General features: G+C 62.7%; 21 protein-coding genes and 3 tRNA genes. 21 read left to right on the top strand and 3 right to left on the bottom strand.

The window, feature by feature from the left end; all coding sequences use genetic code 11:
* The first annotated feature begins 26 nt into the window (after positions 1–26).
* Genes ACH2DW_RS02780 through ACH2DW_RS02825 form a run of 10 tightly spaced genes read left to right on the top strand, consistent with a single transcriptional unit; the run spans position 27 to position 10,717 of the window.
* Complete coding sequence (locus ACH2DW_RS02780; RefSeq protein ID WP_394928189.1) at positions 27–671, top strand: NADH-quinone oxidoreductase subunit B; 645 nt, start codon at positions 27–29, stop codon at positions 669–671.
* A complete protein-coding gene (locus tag ACH2DW_RS02785; RefSeq protein WP_394928190.1) occupies positions 664–1,356 on the top strand; it encodes an NADH-quinone oxidoreductase subunit C in 693 nt (230 codons plus the stop codon). The genes ACH2DW_RS02780 and ACH2DW_RS02785 overlap by 8 nt, the downstream gene beginning before the upstream one ends.
* Positions 1,353–2,522, top strand: a complete 1,170-nt coding sequence (locus tag ACH2DW_RS02790) for an NADH-quinone oxidoreductase subunit D (RefSeq protein ID WP_394928191.1) — start codon at positions 1,353–1,355, stop codon at positions 2,520–2,522. Before ACH2DW_RS02785 ends, ACH2DW_RS02790 begins: the two co-directional genes overlap by 4 nt.
* Complete coding sequence (locus ACH2DW_RS02795; protein WP_394928192.1) at positions 2,522–3,604, top strand: NADH-quinone oxidoreductase subunit H; 1,083 nt, start codon at positions 2,522–2,524, stop codon at positions 3,602–3,604. The genes ACH2DW_RS02790 and ACH2DW_RS02795 overlap by 1 nt, the downstream gene beginning before the upstream one ends.
* Entirely contained in the window at positions 3,604–4,083 is a 480-nt protein-coding gene (locus tag ACH2DW_RS02800) for a 4Fe-4S binding protein (RefSeq protein WP_394928193.1), read from the top strand. Before ACH2DW_RS02795 ends, ACH2DW_RS02800 begins: the two co-directional genes overlap by 1 nt.
* A 49-nt stretch (positions 4,084–4,132) precedes the next feature.
* Positions 4,133–4,672 (top strand): NADH-quinone oxidoreductase subunit J, encoded by a 540-nt coding sequence (locus ACH2DW_RS02805; protein WP_394928194.1) that lies wholly within the window; start codon positions 4,133–4,135, stop codon positions 4,670–4,672.
* 5 nt (positions 4,673–4,677) lie between these two features.
* Positions 4,678–4,977 (top strand): NADH-quinone oxidoreductase subunit NuoK, encoded by a 300-nt coding sequence (nuoK, locus tag ACH2DW_RS02810; RefSeq protein ID WP_394928195.1) that lies wholly within the window; start codon positions 4,678–4,680, stop codon positions 4,975–4,977.
* Position 4,978: 1 nt separating this feature from the next.
* The gene (locus tag ACH2DW_RS02815; protein WP_394928196.1) at positions 4,979–7,537 is read left to right on the top strand and encodes an NADH-quinone oxidoreductase subunit L; all 2,559 of its coding nucleotides are present in this window, start codon (positions 4,979–4,981) and stop codon (positions 7,535–7,537) included.
* A 19-nt stretch (positions 7,538–7,556) separates the two neighbouring features.
* Positions 7,557–9,200: a NuoM family protein gene (locus tag ACH2DW_RS02820; protein WP_394928197.1), complete on the top strand. Its 1,644-nt coding sequence runs from the start codon at positions 7,557–7,559 to the stop codon at positions 9,198–9,200.
* Positions 9,200–10,717, top strand: coding sequence for an NADH-quinone oxidoreductase subunit N (locus ACH2DW_RS02825; protein WP_394928198.1), 1,518 nt, complete (start codon positions 9,200–9,202; stop codon positions 10,715–10,717). The genes ACH2DW_RS02820 and ACH2DW_RS02825 overlap by 1 nt, the downstream gene beginning before the upstream one ends.
* Before the next feature lie 71 nt (positions 10,718–10,788).
* Here ACH2DW_RS02825 and ACH2DW_RS02830 read toward each other — a convergent pair whose 3' ends face one another.
* Positions 10,789–11,385: a peptidoglycan-binding protein gene (locus ACH2DW_RS02830; protein WP_394928199.1), complete on the bottom strand. Its 597-nt coding sequence runs from the start codon at positions 11,383–11,385 to the stop codon at positions 10,789–10,791.
* A 163-nt stretch (positions 11,386–11,548) separates the two neighbouring features.
* On the opposite strand from ACH2DW_RS02830, the gene ACH2DW_RS02835 reads away from it, so the two are divergent.
* From ACH2DW_RS02835 to ACH2DW_RS02855, 5 genes are all read left to right on the top strand, one after another.
* Positions 11,549–12,550, top strand: a complete 1,002-nt coding sequence (locus tag ACH2DW_RS02835) for an SAM-dependent methyltransferase (protein WP_394928200.1) — start codon at positions 11,549–11,551, stop codon at positions 12,548–12,550.
* A 44-nt stretch (positions 12,551–12,594) separates the two neighbouring features.
* Entirely contained in the window at positions 12,595–14,547 is a 1,953-nt protein-coding gene (acs, locus tag ACH2DW_RS02840) for an acetate--CoA ligase (RefSeq protein ID WP_394928201.1), read from the top strand.
* Between the two features lie 95 nt (positions 14,548–14,642).
* On the top strand, positions 14,643–16,112 hold the full coding sequence (locus tag ACH2DW_RS02845) for a hypothetical protein (protein ID WP_394928202.1): 1,470 nt from the start codon (positions 14,643–14,645) through the stop codon (positions 16,110–16,112).
* Positions 16,087–16,446: a hypothetical protein gene (locus tag ACH2DW_RS02850; RefSeq protein ID WP_394928203.1), complete on the top strand. Its 360-nt coding sequence runs from the start codon at positions 16,087–16,089 to the stop codon at positions 16,444–16,446. The genes ACH2DW_RS02845 and ACH2DW_RS02850 overlap by 26 nt, the downstream gene beginning before the upstream one ends.
* The gene (locus tag ACH2DW_RS02855; protein ID WP_394928204.1) at positions 16,443–16,862 is read left to right on the top strand and encodes a hypothetical protein; all 420 of its coding nucleotides are present in this window, start codon (positions 16,443–16,445) and stop codon (positions 16,860–16,862) included. Before ACH2DW_RS02850 ends, ACH2DW_RS02855 begins: the two co-directional genes overlap by 4 nt.
* Before the next feature lie 21 nt (positions 16,863–16,883).
* Here ACH2DW_RS02855 and ACH2DW_RS02860 read toward each other — a convergent pair whose 3' ends face one another.
* Complete coding sequence (locus tag ACH2DW_RS02860; protein ID WP_394928205.1) at positions 16,884–17,372, bottom strand: YajQ family cyclic di-GMP-binding protein; 489 nt, start codon at positions 17,370–17,372, stop codon at positions 16,884–16,886.
* Positions 17,373–17,435: 63 nt separating this feature from the next.
* On the opposite strand from ACH2DW_RS02860, the gene ACH2DW_RS02865 reads away from it, so the two are divergent.
* From ACH2DW_RS02865 to ACH2DW_RS02880, 4 genes are all read left to right on the top strand, one after another.
* Positions 17,436–17,518 (top strand) — tRNA-Tyr (locus ACH2DW_RS02865).
* A gap of 115 nt (positions 17,519–17,633) precedes the next feature.
* Positions 17,634–18,158, top strand: coding sequence for an adenylate cyclase regulatory domain-containing protein (locus tag ACH2DW_RS02870; protein ID WP_394928206.1), 525 nt, complete (start codon positions 17,634–17,636; stop codon positions 18,156–18,158).
* 8 nt (positions 18,159–18,166) lie between these two features.
* Positions 18,167–18,742 carry an adenylate/guanylate cyclase domain-containing protein gene (locus tag ACH2DW_RS02875; protein ID WP_394928207.1) on the top strand — a complete coding sequence of 192 codons (576 nt, stop codon included), beginning with the start codon at positions 18,167–18,169 and terminating at the stop codon, positions 18,740–18,742.
* A 64-nt stretch (positions 18,743–18,806) separates the two neighbouring features.
* Positions 18,807–19,238 carry a DUF6941 family protein gene (locus tag ACH2DW_RS02880; protein WP_394928208.1) on the top strand — a complete coding sequence of 144 codons (432 nt, stop codon included), beginning with the start codon at positions 18,807–18,809 and terminating at the stop codon, positions 19,236–19,238.
* On the opposite strand, the gene ACH2DW_RS02885 is transcribed toward ACH2DW_RS02880, so the two are convergent.
* The gene (locus ACH2DW_RS02885) at positions 19,228–19,776 is read right to left on the bottom strand and encodes a GNAT family N-acetyltransferase (RefSeq protein ID WP_394928209.1); all 549 of its coding nucleotides are present in this window, start codon (positions 19,774–19,776) and stop codon (positions 19,228–19,230) included. The genes ACH2DW_RS02880 and ACH2DW_RS02885 overlap by 11 nt on opposite strands.
* 162 nt (positions 19,777–19,938) lie before the next feature.
* Between ACH2DW_RS02885 and ACH2DW_RS02890 the strand changes: the two genes are divergently transcribed.
* Both ACH2DW_RS02890 and ACH2DW_RS02895 read left to right on the top strand, forming a co-directional pair.
* A tRNA-Thr gene (locus tag ACH2DW_RS02890) sits at positions 19,939–20,011 on the top strand.
* A 66-nt stretch (positions 20,012–20,077) separates the two neighbouring features.
* Positions 20,078–20,154: transfer RNA gene (locus ACH2DW_RS02895), tRNA-Met, on the top strand.
* Positions 20,155–20,176: the final 22 nt, after the last annotated feature.

Raw genomic sequence — 20,176 nt, forward strand, 5'->3', positions numbered from 1 at the left:
CAACTCGCAGAGAAAGACGGTCTGACATGGGTCTCGTCGACAAGGGTCGCCTGCCGGCTCCGCTGACCAAACTGTTCAACATGAGCCGCTCCTACAGTCTCTGGGTGTACCAGTGGGGTCTCGCCTGCTGTGCCATCGAGATGGGTGCAGCGTTCGGTTCGCCTCGTTACGACGTGATGCGGCTCGGCGTGATCCCGCTGCCTGCCAGCCCACGCCAAGCCGACTTTGTCTGCGTGTCCGGCACGGTCACCGACAAGATGGCGCCGGCGGTGAAGCGACTCTGGGAGCAGATGCCCGAGCCGAAGTACGCCATCTCGATGGGTTCGTGCGCCAACTGTGGTGGCCCCTACTGGGACAGCTACTCGGTCACCAAGGGCGTCGACCAGATCATCCCCATCGATGTCTACGTCCCCGGCTGCCCGCCGCGGCCTGAAGCGCTGCTCGAAGGCATCGTGCTCCTCCAACAGCGGATCAAGAACGAAGACATGGCCGCCAAGTGGCGCGGTGACGAGTTCACGACCCTGCAGCGAACCCGCGCCATGGAAGCCGGCGAGGTTGACCGTGATGGCGAGCTGATCAACGAGCCGACCGACCCGACCCCCGAGATGGCCCAGGCGGCTGATTCGGTGCAACCCGAACCGATCGTCGTTGGCGGTGGCCCCATTGAGTGACGACACCACAACCCAGGACGCGCCCGGCGCCGACGCTCCGGCAGCACTGCCCGGAGACGGACTGCGCGAAGGCATCATCGACAACCTGCGCAGCCACATCGGTGACGCGATCGTCGACACCAAGATCACGCCCAATGACGATCTCTGGATTCGCGTCAGCACTGAGGCGTGGTTGTCGACTGGTCAGGCGTTGAAGGACGCCGGGTTCACCTACTTCTGCTTCCTCTCGGGGCTCGACTGGATGCCGTCGCCGTACGGCACGAGCGAAGAAGACCCGGATGACGAGCCCAAAGAACCCGACACCGAAATCGTGCAGGGTTACACCGGTGGCGAGACTCGCTTCCAGGTGTTCGCGCGTCTCACCGACCTCAACCGTCACGTGGGCGTCACGATCAAGGCCGACGTTCCTGACGATCGGCTCGTCATGGAATCGTGGAGTCACCTCTTTGCCGGGGCCAACTGGCACGAGCGTGAGTGCCACGAGATGTACGGGATCGGGTTCGACAACCACCCCGACCTCCGCAACATGTACCTGCCGGGCGACTTCGAGGGCTACCCGCTTCGCAAGGACTTCCCGCTGCTCGCCCGCATGGTCAAGCCATGGCCGGGCATCGTCGACGTCGAACCCATGCCGGCTGAAGACGAAGCAGAAGCACCCGTCGACGAGAAGGGTGACGAGTCATGACGTTGACCGACCGCCAGCAACTTTCGTACATCGCGAGCCAGGCTGCCGACGCGCGCCTCAACGTCGAACTCGAGACCGAGGGCATGACCCTCAACATCGGTCCGCAGCACCCGGCCACGCACGGCACGCTCCGCATCATCTGTCGCCTTGACGGCGAGCAGGTCGTCTGGGCTGAGCCGGTTGCCGGATACATGCACCGCGGCTACGAAAAGCTCACCGAGGTCCGCACGTTCCCGCAGGTCACCACCCTCGTCAACCGCATTGACTGGCTCGGCAGCTTCGCCAACGAAGTGCCGTTCATCCTCGCTGCCGAGAAGCTGATGGAGATCGAAGCGCCACCGCGTGCTCAGGTCATCCGCACCATCCTCTTCGAGTTGTCACGAATTGCGAACGTGTCGCTGTTCCTTGGTGACCTTGGCGTGCAAATGGGCGCGATCACGCCGGTCTTCCTTGCCTTCCGTGACCGTGAATACATCCTGAACCTCATCGAAGGTGCCACCGGTGGTCGCTTCCACCCGAACTTTGACCGTATTGGCGGCCTGAAAGACGATCTACCCAAGGGCTGGATCGAAGAGACGCGCGGCGCCGTCAAGAAGCTTGAGCAGTTCTGCGACACGATCGATGACCTGCTCTTCGGCAACGAGATCTTCCAGAGTCGGATGCGCGGCATCGGCATCATTCCTGCCGATATCGCCAAGGACTACGGTCTCTCCGGTGCGAACGCCCGTGCGTCCGGCATCGACTGGGACCTCCGTCGCGATCAAGACATCCCGCTCAGCTACGACCTTGCCGACTGGAAGGTGTGGACACACCCCGACGGCGACTCGTGGGCCCGCTGCTGGATTCGTCTCCAAGAGACCCGCGAGTCCTGCAAGATCGTGACGCAACTCCTCGATCAGATCCCGGCCGGCCCGGTGATGACCAAGGTGCCACGCATCATCAAGGTGCCCGAAGGCGAAGCCTGGGTGTCCACGGAGAACCCGCTCGGCGAGATGGGCTACTACGTCGTCAGCAAGGGCGGCCTCGGGCCGTTCCGCGTCAAGATTCGCTCGGCGAGCTTCAACAACATCTCGATCGTGCCGTGGGCGTTGAAGGGCGTGTACGTCCCTGACGTCATCACGATCCTTGCTTCGCTCTACTTCATCCTCGGAGACATCGATCGCTGATGCTCGCTCAACTTGCAGCCGAATTTCCGGACTTCTGGCCGGAGTGGTCCATCCCGTATTGGCTGATGTCGATTTTGCGCGTCGTGGGTGGCCTCGTCGCGGTGCTGCTGCCCGCCGGTGGCATCGTCTATCTGTTCCTGTTCAAGATGATGTCGTTCATGCAGAGCCGTCTCGGCCCCATGGAGGCCGGTCCGTACGGGTCGATGCAGCTGCTTGCTGAAGTCGGCAAGTGGATGCAAAAGGAAGACCTTGCGCCGGAGAACGCCGACTTGCGGATCTATCGCATGGCGCCGCTCATCGTGCTGCTGTCGACGTTCCTGCTGATCGTCGTCGTGCCGTTCGGTCCCCAAGCGTGGTTCACCAACTTCGAGACCGGCATCTTCTACGCGTTGGCCGTTGGGTCGGTCAGCGTGCTCGGCATCCTCATCGCCGGCTGGTCGTCGGCCAACAAGTACTCACTGCTCGGCGGCCTGCGTGCCGGCGGTCAGCTGATTGCTTACGAACTCCCGATGGTGCTCGCCACCCTCGGCGTGGTCATCCAAGCCGAGTCGATGAACCTCAACCGGATCATCGAAGTGCAGAACACCGGTGAGATCTTCGGCATCGGCTGGTTTGGCAACCCGTTCATCATCACGCAGTTCGTTGGCTTCTTGATCTTCATGATCGCCGTGCAGGCCGAGCTGACGCAGGCACCGTTCGACATGCCGATTGCTGAGTCCGAGCTCGTGTCCGGTTACATGACCGAGTACTCGGGCTTCCGATTCCTGATCTTCTTCATCGCCGAGTTCGCCACGGCTGGCGTCTTCAGCTTCATTGCTGCGGCGCTGTTCCTCGGTGGCTGGGGCGTTCCCTTCGAATGGTTCGGCTGGGACAACCTCGGCGATGTCGCCTGGTGGATGAACTTCGTGGGCCCCGTCATCATGTTCACCAAGATGTTCGCCCTCGTCGGTGTCATCATGTGGGTGCGCTTCAGCTACCCGCGTTTCCGTGAGGACCAACTCCAGACCTTTGCCTGGAAGGTGCTCATCCCGCTCGCACTGGCCAACACGGCCGTCACTGCAATCTTGAAGGTGGTCCTCTGATGCCCAAGGTTCCTGGACTCATCAAAGGTCTCGGCGTCACTGCCGGCATCCTCGGCAAGACGCTGAAGAACGGTGCCGACACCGTGCAATACCCGCACGAGAAAGAAGCGCCGCCGATTCGCGCCCGCGGCGTGATTGCGCTGCACGAAGACAACTGCACTGCCTGCATGCTCTGCTCGCGCAGCTGTCCCGACTGGTGCATCTACATCGAGGGCCACAAGCAGCTCGCGCCAGCGCGTCGCGCTGGTGGCAAGCCGCGCCAGGTCAACCACCTGGACCGATTCGACATCGACTATGCGCTCTGCATGTACTGCGGTATCTGCGTCGAGGTCTGCCCGTTCGACGCACTGTTCTGGAGCCCTGAGTACGAATACTCCGAGCCGAAGATCGCCGATCTGCTCCACGACAAGGCCAAGCTCGGCGAGTGGATGGAGACGGTGCCTGAGGCGCCCGAACTCGAAGCGGGAGCCGGCAAGTGAACACAGGCGCCATGAATGACGTTGCCCTTCAATGGTCGCGAGGTGGACAGTGAACCTGCACGCTCTGATTGCGCAGACCGACGCTGAACCGGCGGTCAATGTTGCCTTGAACATCGGGTTCGGCCTCATTGCCACGGTGATGATCTTTGCGGCGTTCAGCGTGGTCACCACGAAGAACGTCGTGCATGCGGCGTTGTATCTGGTCCTCGTCCTCGCCGGCGTTGCGGCACAGTTCATTCTGGCTTCGGCGGAGTTCCTCGCGGTGGCGCAGGTGATGGTGTACATCGGTGCCGTGATGGTGCTGTTCCTGTTTGGCATCATGCTCACCCGTGCCCAGATCGGAAAAGAAGACGGTCTCAACAACCAAGGCTGGCAGCTCGGTATCCCCGTCGCCGTCGTGCTCTTCGGGCTGCTCGGCTACGTCATCTTCAACACCTTCGAAGACGACGTGCTTGAAGAGCGTGCGCCGTTCCCGACCGAGCAGCTCTCCGACCAGTATCTGTCGGCCTACCTCGTGCCGTTCCTGGCAGTGTCATTTGTTCTGCTCGCCGCCGCCATTGGCGCCATCGTCCTGGCCCGGAAGGACTGAGGCTCATGCTTGCTGTCAACTTCCTCCTGCTCGCAGCGGTGCTGTTCTGCATCGGCGTGTTCGGTGTCATTGCGCGGCGCAATGCCGTGCTCGTGCTGATGTCGATCGAGCTGATCCTTGCTGCCGTCAACTTGAACTTTGTCGCCTTTGCGATGATGAACGACAACATCGACGGGCAGGTGTTTGCACTGTTCGTCATCGCCATTGCTGCCGCCGAAGTCGGTGTCGGCCTCGCCATGGTGCTCATGATCTACCGCAACCGCAAGTCGATCGCCCTCGACGGACTCTCGGAAATGAAGGGCTGACGTGCTCGCCGTAGAAGACACACATGCTGCGCTCGAACTGAGCTCAGGCTGGTTCCTGGACAACGCTTGGCTCATCGCGCTCATCCCTGCCATCGGTTTTGCGCTGATCATCGGCCTCGGCAAGAAGATGCCGATGAAGGGTTCCGAGATCGGTCTTGCATCGATGGCCGCATCGCTCGTGATTGCGACGGGCGCTGGCATCCAGTGGATGCAGCGCACTGACTCTGCATCGCACGGTGGCGACGAAGCGATCGGGGGCGCCTTCAGTGGTGTTCGCGGAGTACTGCGCGCCAGCGAAGGTGGCGAGGTCGAGCCATACATCGAACCCGTCGTCACCCAATGGGTGTGGTGGCAGAACTCCGGCCTCGAGTTCGGCCTCGGTTCCCACATCGATGGCCTGTCGGTTCTGTTGCTCTGGCTGGTGGCCTTCATCTCCCTGCTCGTCCAGGTCTTCAGCCTTGACTACGTTCGAGGCGATCGTCGTTACACCCACTTCTTCGCCGCACTGACGCTGTTCTCCAGCGGCATGTTGGTGATGGTCATGTCGTCCAACATGGTTCAGCTCATCTTGGGCTGGGAGATCATGGGCCTCTGTTCGTTCATGCTGATCGGTCACTGGTGGGAAGACGCTTACAACAGCCACTCGGCCCTCAAAGCCTTCTTCACGGTGCGCGTCGGCGATGTCGGCCTGCTCGTCGGTACGGCGATCCTGTTCTTCGGCGCCAATGACTTCGCCGTGGCGAACCTCGACTCGAACGGGTTTGACATTCGAGCCATCCAGGCGTGGGCGTTGTCTGGAGACGGCTCGAGTTGGACCTTGATCATGGCGTCGAGTGCGCTGTTCATTGCCGCGATCGGCAAGTCGGGCCAGTTCCCGCTGCACACGTGGCTCCCCGACGCCATGGCTGGTCCGACGCCGGTGTCATCGCTGCTGCACTCGTCCACGATGGTCGTCGCCGGCGTCTTCCTCGTTGCTCGCATTTACCCCGTGTTCTGGGAGGGCTTCAACATCGCCAACGGCGGGTTGAGCTTTATTGCGATTATCGGTGGCATCACGATCGTCGTCGCGGCGCTTCTTGCCTTTGTGCAGGACGACATCAAGAAGGTGTTGGCGTATTCGACCGTGTCCCAGCTGGGCTACATGATGCTTGGCCTCGGTACCGGCGCCTGGCTGCCGGCTGTCTTCCACGTGTTCACGCACGCCTTCTTCAAGTGCTGCCTGTTCCTCGCTGCTGGATCGATCAGCCATTCCGGCTCGCATCACTCCTTTGACATGAAAAAGGACATGGGCGGCCTGCGCAAGTTCATGCCCATCACCTTCGGTGCGTGGTGTGTGTCGACGCTCGCCCTCACCGGTGTGATTCCGTTCGCCGGCTTCTGGTCGAAGGACGAGATCATCGACAACGTCGGAGCCAACGGCTACACGTTCCTCTTCTGGGTCGGCCTCGGCGGCGCGGCGCTCACGGCGATGTACATGACCCGTGCGACGTACCTCACCTTCTTCGGCGAGCCCCGCGGCGCTGCCGCCGGTATCCATCACGACGACGATCATGGCTACGCGACTGAGTTCCGCGAAGAGATCGTTCACGCCGACGCGATCGACCGCGAACTCGTCACGGCGGGTGCTGCGCCGAAGTCGCTCAGCGCAGCGGCCGCACACACCGACGATCACGGCGACGACGGTCACGGCGACGACGGTCACGACGATCACGACGATCACGGACCACATGAGTCCGGCAAGCTGATCCTCGTCCCGATTGTGATCCTCGCCTTCCTGGCACTCACGTCTGGCTTCGTCAACCCGACGCCGCTGGCCGGTGACGCGCTGGGCGCGAACCTCGGCGAAGGCGTTGAGCTGCTCAAGAAGTACGTCGAGCCCCGCTATGAACCTGTCGCCATCGGCGAGACGGCGGGGCACGCCGGCGAAAGCGTGCAACTGCTCGAAGTCACTCCGTTGCCTGCAGCCGAAGAAGGTGCAGATGGCAAGGACGCCTACGCCACCGGCTGTGGCCGAACCGATCCCGAGCCCGGCACGGTCTGCTACTTCCCGAAGGTCAAGCACGCTGTCCCCGAGCTCAGCAAGATCCTGCTGTCGCTTGGTGTCGTTGCCCTTGGCTACGCCGCCGCCATTGGCTTCTGCATCGCGTTCTACAAGAACAAGAACCCGCGACTTGTCGGTCTGACCGAGCGCTCGCGGATCGCCCGCGGCGGCTACCTGTTCCTCAAGAACAAGTACTACCTCGACGTGCTCTACCAGAACGTCTTCGTGTACTTCGTTTCCCGCCCGCTCGCCAAAGCCACGTACTGGTTCAACCAGAACGTCATCGATGGCGCCGTCAACGGTGTCGGCACCAGTGGCAAGAAGGCTGGCGACTGGGTCTACAACAACATCGACCAGAAGATCGTCGACGGGGTAGTCAACGCCTCGGGCACGGTCGCTTCAGAAACCGGTCACGGTCTGCAACCGGTGCAGTCCGGCAAGGTCAACCAGTACGGCGCCCTGCTGTTCGGTGCTGCAACTGTTGGCGCCATCGTCCTCGTCATCCTCAACGTGAGCTGAAAGAACGACTACTAATCTCATGGAAACACTCACAGACAACAATTGGCTGCTGACCGTCGGCACGTTCCTGCCGCTCGTCGGCGCGCTCGTCATGATGTTCTGGCCGAAGGACGATGAGTCCGGCGTCAAGACCATCGGCATCGCGACCGCCGGAGCGACCTTGCTGGTCGGCATCTACACGCTCGTCAAGTTTGACTATGGACAGAGCGAGAAGCTGCAGTTCGCGGTCGATGCCGAATGGATCGAAGTGATCCGGTCGGGTTACACCATCGGCCTCGACGGCATCAGCCTGCCGCTGTACTTCCTGTCGATGTGCGTCACGTTCCTCGTGATGATCTACACGTGGGACAACATGCCCGACGCCGGCAACCCCAAGGCGTTCTACATCTTGATGCTCGTGCTGCAGACCGGTATGGCCGGCACGTTCATTGCGCAGGACCTGATCCTCTTCTTCGTCTTCTTCGAGGTCGTGCTCCTGCCGATGTACTTCATGATCGGCGTGTGGGGCGGCGAGCAACGGCAGTACGCCTCGCTCAAGTTCTTCCTCTACACAATGTTCGGCTCGGCATTCATGCTGGTGGCCTTCCTTGCGCTGTTCTTCCAGACCGGTGCGGAGAGCTTTGGTTTTGCCACGCTGATCGACCTGGGCGCCGGTATCGACCGTGACGTCCAGATCTGGATCTTCGCCGGCATGTTCCTGGGCTTCGCGGTCAAAGTGCCGATGTTCCCGTTCCACACCTGGCTGCCCGACGCGCACACACAGGCACCGACACAAGGTTCGGTCATCCTGGCCGCCATCCTGCTGAAGCTCGGCACATATGGTTTCGTCCGGATCGCCATCCCCATGCTGCCCGAAGGCGCAAAGGCATGGGCGCCGGCGATCGGCATTCTTGCTGTCATCGGCATCATCTACGGCTCGCTCGGTTGCCTCGCCCAGACCGACATGAAGCGCCTCATTGCGTTCTCGTCGGTGGCTCACATGGGTTTCGTCATGCTCGGCATCTCCACGCTCACCACGTTCGGCATCAACGCCGCCCTGTTCGGCATGGTCGCTCACGGCTTGATCACCGGGATGCTCTTCTTCGTCGCCGGTTCCGTGAAGCACCGCTTCCACACACTTGAGATCAGCCGTTTGGGTGGAATGCTCATCCAGATGCCGAAGATGGGCTGGATTCTCGGCTTCGCCTCGATGGCCTCGCTCGGTCTGCCCGGCCTCGCCGGCTTCTGGGGTGAATTCCCGGCCATTCTGTCGGCCTACAACCCGAACTTCGGGCTCAGTGAGCCGCTGTTCCGGACGCTCATGGTCATCGCGGCGATGGGCACTGTCCTGGCAGCCGCCTACCTCCTGTGGCTGTACCAGCGCACCGCGTTCGGTGTGCCGAGCGACGAGTTCAAGGGCCACTCGACTGCTGAGATCGACGCCGGCCACGGTGCAGACGATCACGGTCAGGCCATGGCGCACAGCCTCAGCTCGGCAGCCAACGCCGACGCGGATGCCCATGAGCATGAAGAGATCAAGGACGTACAGCTCACCGAGTGGATTGCCTGGACGCCGTTCCTCGTCGCCATCGTCGTCTTCGGTGTGTACCCGCAACTGATGTTCAAGGTCATGGACCCGGCCGTGCAGGCCATGGTGGAAACCCTCGGGAAGTCACTGGGCTGATGCTCGCTGCTCTATTCGCACAAGCGACCGACTGGGTCGCTCCAACTATTGATTGGCATGCCATCGCGCCCGAGCTCGTGCTCGTGGCGGGCATCAACATCGTCCTCCTCATCGACCTCAACATCTCTGAGTCGAAGAAGTGGATCATGGCCACCCTCACGGGCTTCGTGATGTTGGCGGCGCTCATCCCTGTCGTCACGCTGTTCGTCATCGGTGACGACTCGCGATCGATGTTCGGTGGCCGGTACGTCATCGACGAGTACGCGCTCATCATGAAGGCGTTCTTCCTCCTGGTGGCATATGTCGTCATCTTGATGAGCCAGACAGAACTCGAAGAAGGCGGGTACTACCAGGGCGAGTTCTATGTCTTGATGATGTGCTCCGTACTCGGCATGGTGATGATGACCTCGTCTCGTGACCTCATCAGCATCTTCGTCGCTCTCGAGCTGCTCTCGATTCCGGCCTACATGATGGCGGCCTGGAACAAGCGCAGCTCGAAGTCGAACGAAGCAGGTGTCAAGTACTACCTGCTCGGAGTGTTTGCCTCGGCGGTCATGCTGTACGGCATGAGCCTGCTGTTCGGTTCGACCAACTCGACGTTGCTCACTGACATCGGTGCCTCCTTGACCGACGGAAACTTGAACGGCATCGAAGTTGTCGGCATCGTCTTCATCATCAGTGGTTTCGCGTTCAAGATCTCAGCTGTTCCGTTCCACAGCTGGGCGCCGGACACCTACGAGGGCGCCCCCATTCCGGTCACGGCGTTCCTGTCGGTGGCATCCAAGGCGGCAGGCTTCATCGCTCTGGTGACGATCATCTACCTCGCCCTCCCCAACGCATCCGACGTCTACCAGCCGTTCATCTGGGCCCTTGCTGCGCTGACAATGACGGTCGGCAACGTGCTCGCTCTGCGTCAGACCAACATTGTTCGCATGCTTGCCTACTCTTCGGTCAGCCAGGGCGGTTTCATCCTGATGCCGTTGGCGTTCGCGGGTGAGGCCGAAGCTGCCGGTTCGGCTCTCAACGCCGTGGTCGTCTACCTGCTCGTGTATGGCTTCATGAACCTCGGTGCGTTCGCCGTGGTCATCGCCGTGACCCGCAAAACGCGCAGCGGTGAGATCTCAAGCTTCGGTGGCCTGTTCGGCTACGCACCAGGTCTTGCCGTGCTGACCACGATCTTCTTCGCGTCGCTCGCCGGCATCCCGCCGCTCGGTGGCTGGTTCGCCAAGTTCAATGCTTTCAAGGCCGTGCTTGACGCTCAGAACAACTGGGCGTACGCGCTGGCATCGATTGCCGCTGTGAACACCGTTATCTCGGCCGCGTACTACATGAAGGTGCTCCGAGTCGTCTGGATGGACGACGCACCCGACGGCGATACGACGCCGATCGTGACGCCGAGCCCCATCATGGCCGCGCTGGCGCTCACCGTCATCGGCACGATTGCCGTTGGCGTGTATCCCCGCCTCGTCGCCGGCTTCGGCGAACTCCAAGACCTCACCGGCGCCGTCCTTCCCTGATCCCGATCGGTGGCAACTCGGCCTCTCTGCATTGCCAGAGCTCCGATGCGTGCGCCGCTCGCTGCTCACCGTTAGTCGTCGCTGGTGGTTGGGGGCGTGGTCGCTGGCCCGGCGGCGACTGCTGCGGCCAGGGCGGCCAGGGTGACCGGCCCGGCAACGCCGTCGACGATCAAGCCCTGCGACTCCTGGAAGCGGCGGACTCCGGCTGCGGTGCCCGGGCCGTACTTCGAGTCGGCCGCAGTCGACGGAAGAATGGCCAGGGCAATGAGTTGCTGCTGGACCGCGAGCGATCGCGGTCCTTCGACTCCTACGAAGAGCGCTCCTTCAGGGAGTTCGGCGACGTAGACGAGCTCGGTTGTGGTCGGTGCCAAGGTGGTGGTGGTGGTGCTGGTCGAGGCAGCCACGGTGGTCGTGGAAACCGTCGCCGAGGCCGCAGATGACGTTGGCGGTGTGGCATTCGGGGTGACGGTCGGAGTGACCGTGACGGTGGTCGTCGTTCGCTCCACCGTGGTCGGTGGCCGGGTGGTCGGAGCGGGCGCAATCGTGCTGATCGGCGGTCGAGCGTCCCCGGCGGTGGGGACACCAGGCGCCGCCACGCTGTCGGCAGGTTCGCCACCGCACGCACCAAGGGACAGCAACATGATGGCGCTGACCGTTCTCGCTCGCATCCGCACAGCTTGCCTCATCGGCAGGCGCCATGTCCCGCGCCTCGCTGGCCTGTTCGGAGTCGGTCCGACCAGCCCGCCCGGCGGGACCCCGCAGAGACGGACTGTTTCGTCAAAATCGTTGCTCGAGCGAGGTTGAAGCATCCGGACTTGGGAGACTGAGCTGGTGAGTGCGAGAGAGCCGCAGCCGGTTCCGTTCGACGAGTTCATGCGCGAGGCGCTGTACGGCGAGAACGGGTTCTACACCCGTCCGGACGGCGGGCACGCCGGTCGCCGCGGCGACTTCTTGACATCGCCCGAAGTCGGACCGCTCTTCGGTGCAGTGATCGCGAACTATCTGGATGCTGAGTGGGCTCGTCTTGGACGACCCGAACAGTTCACCGTGGTCGACGCGGGAGCCGGGCCGGGGACCCTCGCCCGATCGATCCTCGCCGCCGGACCTGCGTGTGCCGATGCGCTCGACTATGTCGCCGTCGAACTCTCTGCGTCACAACGGGAACGTCACCCCGACGGTGTGACGTCGCTGGCGACGATGCCGACGGCTCCGCTCGATGGGGTGATCATCGCGAACGAGTTGCTCGACAACCTCCCCTTCCGACTGGCTGTCTTCGACAGCGGTTGGCGCGAGGCCTACGTCGCAGTCGACCAATCGGGCGCGCCGAGCGAGATGTTGTCCGCGCCGTTCGATCCGCCGCCGGCCCAACTGCTGATGGGCGCAGCGCTGGGCGCCCGAGTTCCACTGGTCGAACAGGCGGCGACATTTGTCGAGGACGCCCGCCAGCTGCTGCGGTCCGGTTCGCTGCTGATCATCGACTACGGGGTGCCACTCACCGCCGAGCTGGCAATGCGGCCATGGCGTGAATGGCTCCGCACGTACCGGGGCAACGAACGCGGCGACCACTACCTCACCGCGCCCGGATCGCAAGACATCACGACCGACATTCCCTTCGATCAGCTCCCCGAGGCCGATGCCATGCGCACCCAGGCACAATTCCTCCAGCGTTGGGGCATTGACGAGTTGGTCACCGAAGGCAAGCGAGTGTGGGAGGCCCAGGCCGCGCGGCCTGGGCTCGAGGCGATGAGGATGCGGAGCCGGATCAGCGAGGCCGAAGCGCTCCTCGACCCAAGCGGACTCGGGAACTTCCTCGTCGCTGAATGGCGAGCCTGAGTCCGACCTCTGAGACGGCCGTTGCTCTGATCTACGATCACGGAATGAGCGACGAACAGCACGACACCATCGACGCACTTGCCTCCGAGAATCGAACCTTCCCGCCGTCGGAGAGCTTCAAGCGTGATGCCCTCGTCGTCGACACATCGTTGTATGACGAGGCGAATGAGGACGACGAAGCGTTCTGGGCACGTCAAGCAGGCGAGCTCGTCGAGTGGTTCGAGCCGTGGGACACGGTGCTCGATTGGCAGCTCCCGTACTCGAAGTGGTTCGAGGGCGGAACGCTGAACGTGGCGTACAACTGCCTCGATCGCCACGTCAATGCCGGCAACGGCGGCAAGGTGGCCATTCACTGGGAGGGTGAGCCGGGCGATACGCGCAAGATCACCTATCAAGACCTGCTCGACGAGGTGTCCAAGTTCGCCAACGTGCTCAAAGGTCTCGGTGTGCAGAAGGGCGATCGGATCAACATCTATCTGCCGATGATTCCCGAAGCGGCCGTTGCGATGCTCGCCTGCGCTCGGATCGGAGCAGCGCACAGTGTTGTGTTCGGGGGGTTCTCGAGTCAGTCGCTGAGCGACCGCATCAACGACGCCGAAGCGAAGGTGTTGATCACCGCAGACGGTGGATACCGGCGCGGCGAGGTCTTTCCGCTCAAGCCTGCGGCTGACGAGGCGTGTGACTCGGCGCCCACGATCGAGCACATGATCGTCGTCAAGCGTGGTGGCAACGACGTCACGATGCACGAGGGACGCGACCACTGGTACCACGAGTTGCTGGACGGAGCATCCACCGACTGCCCGGCCGAGCCGATGGAAGCCGAGCACCTGCTCTTCCTGCTCTACACCTCGGGGACCACGGGCAAGCCCAAGGGCATCATGCACACCACCGGTGGCTATCTCACGCAGGTCACCTACACCCACAAGTACGTCTTCGACCTCAAGCCCGAATCCGACGTGTTCTGGTGCACCGCCGATGTCGGCTGGATCACGGGCCACAGCTACATCGTCTACGGACCGCTGAGTAATGGCTGTACTCAGGTGATGTACGAAGGCGTGCCGAATCATCCAGGCAACGATCGGTTCTGGGAGATCGTTGAAAAATACGGTGTGACCATCTTCTACACCGCGCCGACGGCCATCCGTACGTTCATGAAGTGGGGCGCGCAGGAACCCGACAAGCATGACTTGTCGTCGCTTCGACTCCTTGGGACCGTTGGCGAGCCGATCAACCCTGAAGCCTGGATGTGGTACCACGACACGATCGGCAAGGGCAACTGTCCGATCGTGGATACCTGGTGGCAGACCGAGACGGGCGGCATCATGATCAGTCCGCTCCCGGGAGCGACCACGACCAAGCCTGGTTCGGCGACGTTCCCCCTGCCCGGCGTGTCCACCGAGTTGGTCGACGACGATGCCAACACCGTGTCGAACGGCGGCGGCTACTTGACCCTCACCCGACCGTGGCCGGGCATGCTGCGCGGGATTTGGGGTGACCCCGATCGGTACCAGGAGACGTACTGGTCGCGTTTCGAAGGTCGGTATTTCGCTGGCGACGGCGCCAAGCTCGACGACGACGGCTACTTGTGGCTACTGGGCCGCGTCGATGATGTGATGAACGTCTCCGGGCACCGAATTTCCACCACGGAGGTCGAGTCGGCGTTGGTCTCGCACCCCGCAGTCGCTGAGGCAGCCGTGGTGGGTGCGACCGATCCGACGACTGGCCAGGCCGTCATTGCCTATGTGATCCTGCGCGGCGGGGAGGATGTCGGCGAACAGGATCTTCGGAACCACGTGGCTGCCGAGATCGGTGCCATTGCCAAGCCCAAGCAGATCTACATCACACCCGATCTTCCTAAGACGCGCTCGGGAAAGATCATGCGTCGCTTGTTGCGCGATGTGGCCGAAGGACGCAACATCGGAGACACGACCACGCTGGCCGACTCCTCAATCGTCGACGAACTCCAAGCGAAGGCAGCCCAGTCGGCCGACGACTGATGCCCACCTGACGGCCATGCCAACGGGCGGGTCGGAGGTCGGGGGAACTCTCAGGGGAGTCTCAAGGTGCTGACGGATTGTGCCGATGACCTGGCATGAGCCCGCAGCCGGACCAGAACACCGATCGTTCTGTGCTGTCATGGGAGTCCGTTCTGGACGCCAACGACACCGCACCGCAAACCGAGCCGAACGCTGAGCTGAGCGTCGTTCGGGCTGGCGCCGAAACACAGACGCCGCTCTCGGCGCCAAACCCCTCGCAGGTCACTTCGCCCGTCTTGGGTGACTTCGACTTGACCATGAAGCCCCTGACGCTCGACCCGCTGCCGTTGGTCGGCGACCGTTCGGCAACTCCCGGGCCCGCCGCAGATGACAATGCGAATGTGCTCGGTGAGCTGCACCTCGAACTTCCGTCACTCCGCCTGGACGACACCCCGTTGCCCGCGCCGCCGGGCCAGGCACTGGCTCCAGCAGATCCCGTGCCGGCAACTGCCCAACCTGTCGTCGGTGACATCATCGATCTGACGATCGCCCCGCTCGACATCCCCGACCTCACTCCGAGTGGGCGTGTTCCTTCGGTGGAGCCCGAGGGGCGAGCGCCGGCCGCCGGGTCACCCGGACCCACGGCGACGAAGACGGTGTCGCCTCGTGCACCCGAGGTCGTCAACGACGCCAGCAGTCCTTCGGCAGCGGTGGCTGCCCTACCGACCGACGTCGTGTCGCAGGATCATGCGCCAACCACAGTGATTGCGGTGCAAGCCGCGGCGGCCGCTGCGGGGGCTGGAGCTGCTCCAAGTAGCGCGCCACCGGTTGCGGTCCCACAGTTGCCGGGCAGTCAGCTCAATCAGTCTGGGCCCCGGCAGGCTGCGCCCGCGACAGCGTCGCTCCAGACACCGACTGCTGTCATCAGCCGCAGGGATCGCAAACACCAGAAGAAGTTGAAGAAGCATCAGCAGAAGGTTGCGCTCAAGAAGGCCAAGGCTGCCTCGGCCCGCTCAGGTGCCGGCGGCTTTGCACTGTTCTTCACGTTGCTGGTTCTCGCTGGCCTCATTGCGGGCGCAATCATCTTCGGGCGTCCCTACCTGTTTCCTGACAAGTGGGATGACGACGCTCGCCCGTACGGCGAGGCAGTCGAGATCGCCCGTGGTGCAGAGTTTGCTGAGCCGGTCGACGTGCAGCGCCGCGCCGCCGACGTGTACGCCACATCGATGACGGCGCAGCTCGTTGGACCATGGGAGTCCGAACTCCCCACTTGGCGCTCGTTCGGTCTGGTCAGCGGGATGCTTGACGCACCATTGCTGCACGAACTTGTCGAAGACTGGACGGTGGCCTACTACTCGCCGGTCACTGGAGAAGTCATTGCCAACGATGCGGCTGGACCGGCGCTGTTTGACGCTGCAATGACTGAAGCCATGACCGCAGCCGCGCTCGATCAGGAAACCGGTTGGTCGGCGTCGATCGACGACGGGCTACTCGATGCCCCCGCCCTGACGCGTGCAGTCGTGATCGCCTCGAGCCGTGCAGCCGCAGCGGCGACCAGCTATGGCGCTGCCCGACACGATTCGTGACATTGCGGTTTCGTCGTTGTTGCCACCGGTGATCGAGTATCGGGCCAACGCCCCCCTTGCGTTCGCCGAGGTCTCCACCAACGACCCAACGCAGCGGTCCGCTGACTTCGAAGCGCTACGTGCAGCGTCGCAACTGCAGCTGGCGAGCGAACCAGAACTTGCGGTGGGCGACACGTTCACCTCGTCGCAGCGGCTGACCGACCGAACGTATTGGTATCTCGTGTTCGCCAGCTACACCGATGCCGCGACCGCATATGCAGCCAGCACGCACTCGTTCAGGCCTCACTGGCAACAGCTGACAGCGCTGGCAGACATTGCACGTACGTCACGTTGAGCGGCACCGACGTTGACGGCACGGCCCAAGTCTCCGGCATGCTGCAGCAGTGGGTCAATAACGTGCCCGCCGAAATGACCGCCAGCCTCACGACGCTGGCGACCGGCACGATGCAGCTTCGCACCTGCGATCCTGGCGTCGGCTTCGAGACCCTTGCCCGGTCCGGGGTTGGTCGGGAGATCGCACGGCTCCGGTCAGTTGAGCTCGAAGCTGCTGCAGCGGTTCCGGTCGCGGGAACCGCCGCTGACCGCGCGGTCGCCATCGCCGAGGTCCGCAACTCTCAACTCGGGCTCCCGCTGCTGGAGCTCGCATTCGACACCACGTTGCCGGACTCCGCTGAGCAAGCACGGGCGATCGTCGTCGCTGCGAGCAACATCCTGTCTGACCCTCTCGACCCCCTTGACGAGACCGAGTGATCGGTCAGCTGCTCGCAAGGTTCAGTCGCGGAAGTTGTTGAACTGCAGCGGAATACCGATGTCTTCGGCTTTCAGCATCGCGATGACCTCTTGCAGGTGATCCCGCTTCTTGCTCTGGACCCGGATCGACTCGCCTTGGTTGGAACTCGAAACGCCCTTGGGGCCCTTCTCCTTGATGGCCTTGTTGATCAACTTGGCCTTGTCGGAGCTGATGCCTGAGGAGATCGTCATCACCTGGCGCACGGTGCCACCTGAGGCCTCTTGCACATCTGCATAGTCGACGCCCTTCAGCGACACGCCACGCTTGACCAGCTTTTCCTCAAGGACGATCCGCAGCGCATTGAGCCGGTCTTCGCTCACCGTTGCCATGGTGATGGCGGTGTCGTTCTGCTCGATGCTGGAGTTGGTGTTCTTGAAATCGAACCGCTGAGAGATCTCGCGTTGCGCTTGATCGACCGCGTTCTTGACTTCCTGGTCGTCGACTTCGGACACGACATCAAAACTTCCCATACCCAGACAATACCGGGTGTTCGTTTTCGACCCTGATGGGTACGATGTCGGCCGCATCAACATGGGTCGGTGCCCGAGTGGCCAAAGGGAGCAGGCTGTAAACCTGCCGGCGTATGCCTTCGAAGGTTCAAATCCTTCTCGGCCCACACTGAGATGTTGAGAGCCCGTCAGCTTCGGCTGGCGGGCTCTTGACGTTCTCGGTCGATTCCGGGCTCCTCGCCCCCGGCAACCTGGGCCAACCAGGTGTCGTACGGTGGTCCCATGCCGTCCACCGAGGAGTACGTCGCCGCTGGGTTGTACGACCCGGAGAACACAGCGGAACATGGCCGGCTCGAGTTGCTCGATTGGCTTGTCGAGATGGGTTTCACCATTGACGAAATGGTGCTCGCCGAGTCGGCTGGGAGCTTGTCGGCGATTGCTAATGATCGCCGAACGTTGCCTGGAGAACGTTTGAGTCGGTCCCAAGCGATTGAGACGTCTGGGATGGCAACCGAGAACTTCGACGCGTTCCTGCGCGCCGTCGGCTTGACGCAGATCGGTGGAGCGCCGCCTGGCGAGATCGGAGTGACCCAGGCCGAGATCGAGGCGCTGGCATCCTTCGACCTGCTCGGTGAGGTCTTCTCCCGGGAAGAAACGCTTGCCTTTCTGCGCGTCATCGGCTCGGCAATGAGCCGGATTGGGGAGGCGGGCGTTTCACTGTTCCTCACCGATGTCGAGGCTGAGATGCTGACCGCGGGCACAACGAGCTGGCACTTGCCAGAAAGGGCTACGACGCTGTCGGTCTGATCGACCGTTTGAGTGCGCAGCTCGAGCCGTTGCTGAGGCGGCACATTCTGCAAGCCACCGAACGGAGCCGTGTCGCTGAGATCGAGCAGGGTGAACGATTCCTGTACCGATATGCGGTTGGGTTCGTGGATCTCGTGGGGTTCACCGAGATCTCGGCTGCCTTGCAGCCGAAAGATCTGGCGGTGTTCATCCGAGATTTCGAGGGCCGCGCCCACGACATCGTCACTGCTGTCGGGGCCCGTCTGGTGAAGCTGATCGGTGACGAAGTGATGTTCGTCGCCACCGATCCGGAGGCTGCCTGCGTGGCAGGAAGTCGGCTGATGGCAGGGTTTGGCAGCGAGATGGAACGAGTCGTGCCGCGCGGCGGGCTCGCCTTCGGCGACGTCCTGGTGCGGGGCGGCGACTACTACGGACCGATTGTCAACCTTGCGGCTCGTCTCGTGGACGAGGCCGTCCCGCAGGAACTGTTGGTCACTGAGGAACTCGCTCACGCTGCCCCGACGTCCAGATTTGATCCAGCTGGCCGACGAATGGTGAAGGGATTCGCCGATCCGATCGCGGTGCGTTCCTTCGCCTTCGAGTGACGCTCCGCGCGCTCGGCCCAATCCGGAAGTCAGCCCTCGGGTATCGGTGAGATATCGTGCCGACATGACTGCGGAGCTGAAGTCGCTGATTCTGTGCGACTTCGCACAGATTCGTGAGGGGCTGCTCTTCGTGCAGTCCGGTGGACTGACGCGGCTGGTCGCCCCGACGTTTCCCGCGAAGTTCGCCTGCCACGTCGCGACCCTGGTGTGGCTGCCGCCCGATGAGGCAGGCACCGCCCATGAGATGGTGATGAAAGTGAAGTCCGCCGAGACAGCGATGCTCGCCGCGACGGTGAAGGTGGCGCTTCACGAGTCGTCGCCTCCCTCTGGCTTGCAGCCGGGCGAAGGGCGTCAAGTGCCGATTGTGGTGCCGCTCGCCGCGGTCTCGTTCCCGGCCCCCGGCGAGTACGACCTGCAGGTCGAAGTCGACGAGCAGTTCGCCGGCGACATCAGCTTCCGTGTGGCCCAGCGCGATGGTGGCGGCCTCAAAGCATAAGTTGCATCACTGCGGTGCTGAGCCATCGATTGAATTTGCGACCGACTTCCGTTTCGACGCCGACGAGCACGAACCCGCATGCCCGGTGCAGCGCTCGCGAGGCCTCCGAGCTGGCCTCGATGCGAGCGATGATCGAGTGGAATCCACTGTCGCGTGCCACCTCGATCAAGTGCTCCATCAACGTTCTGCCGATGCCGAGGCCGCCGTGCTCGCGCGAGACGTAGACCGAGTTCTCGACGGTCGTGCGATACGCGGCGCGCTCTTTGTAGGGAGAGAGCGAGGCGAACCCGACGACGGCCGGGTCGCCATCGCGGTTCGGAATCGTGGCCACCACCGCAGCAAACGCTCCGGAACGCTCGGCGAGCCAGACGCGCTGGGCATCGAGCGTGCGTGGAACGATGTCGAACGTGCTGGTGCGATTCTCGACTTCGTAGTTGTAGATCTCGAGGATCGACGCAGCATCGCTCGCGGTGGCCAGGCGAATCGTGACGGTCGGTCGTTGCCCAGTCGATTCGTCGGCTGATCGAGCGGTACCCATCGCCGTTGAACGTAGTTCCTCGACGGGCGCAAACGGCGGAAACTTCGCGCGCAAACGCAGGGTGGTCTTGCAACCACCGCCGATACACTCGAACGTCGGTTGCGGCCCAGGTCGCCCCCGAAGGGTGCCCGGAAACCTGAAAATTCTGGGTATCACCGTGACGCCCTCTTAGCTCAGTCGGTAGAGCACAGCCATGGTAAGGCTGGTGTCGTGGGTTCGATTCCCACAGAGGGCTCGACCAAGTGGTCGGGGCAACCCGTTCGCGTGCCAAGCAACACCACCCGGAACATCGGGACCATATGGCGGCGTAGCTCAGTTGGTCAGAGCATCCGGCTCATAATCGGAAGGTCGTCGGTTCAAGTCCGACCGCCGCTACCAAACACATCAATCAACGAATAAC

It is taken from the genome of uncultured Ilumatobacter sp., assembly GCF_963980585.1.
In the GTDB taxonomy this organism is placed as follows: domain Bacteria; phylum Actinomycetota; class Acidimicrobiia; order Acidimicrobiales; family Ilumatobacteraceae; genus Ilumatobacter_A.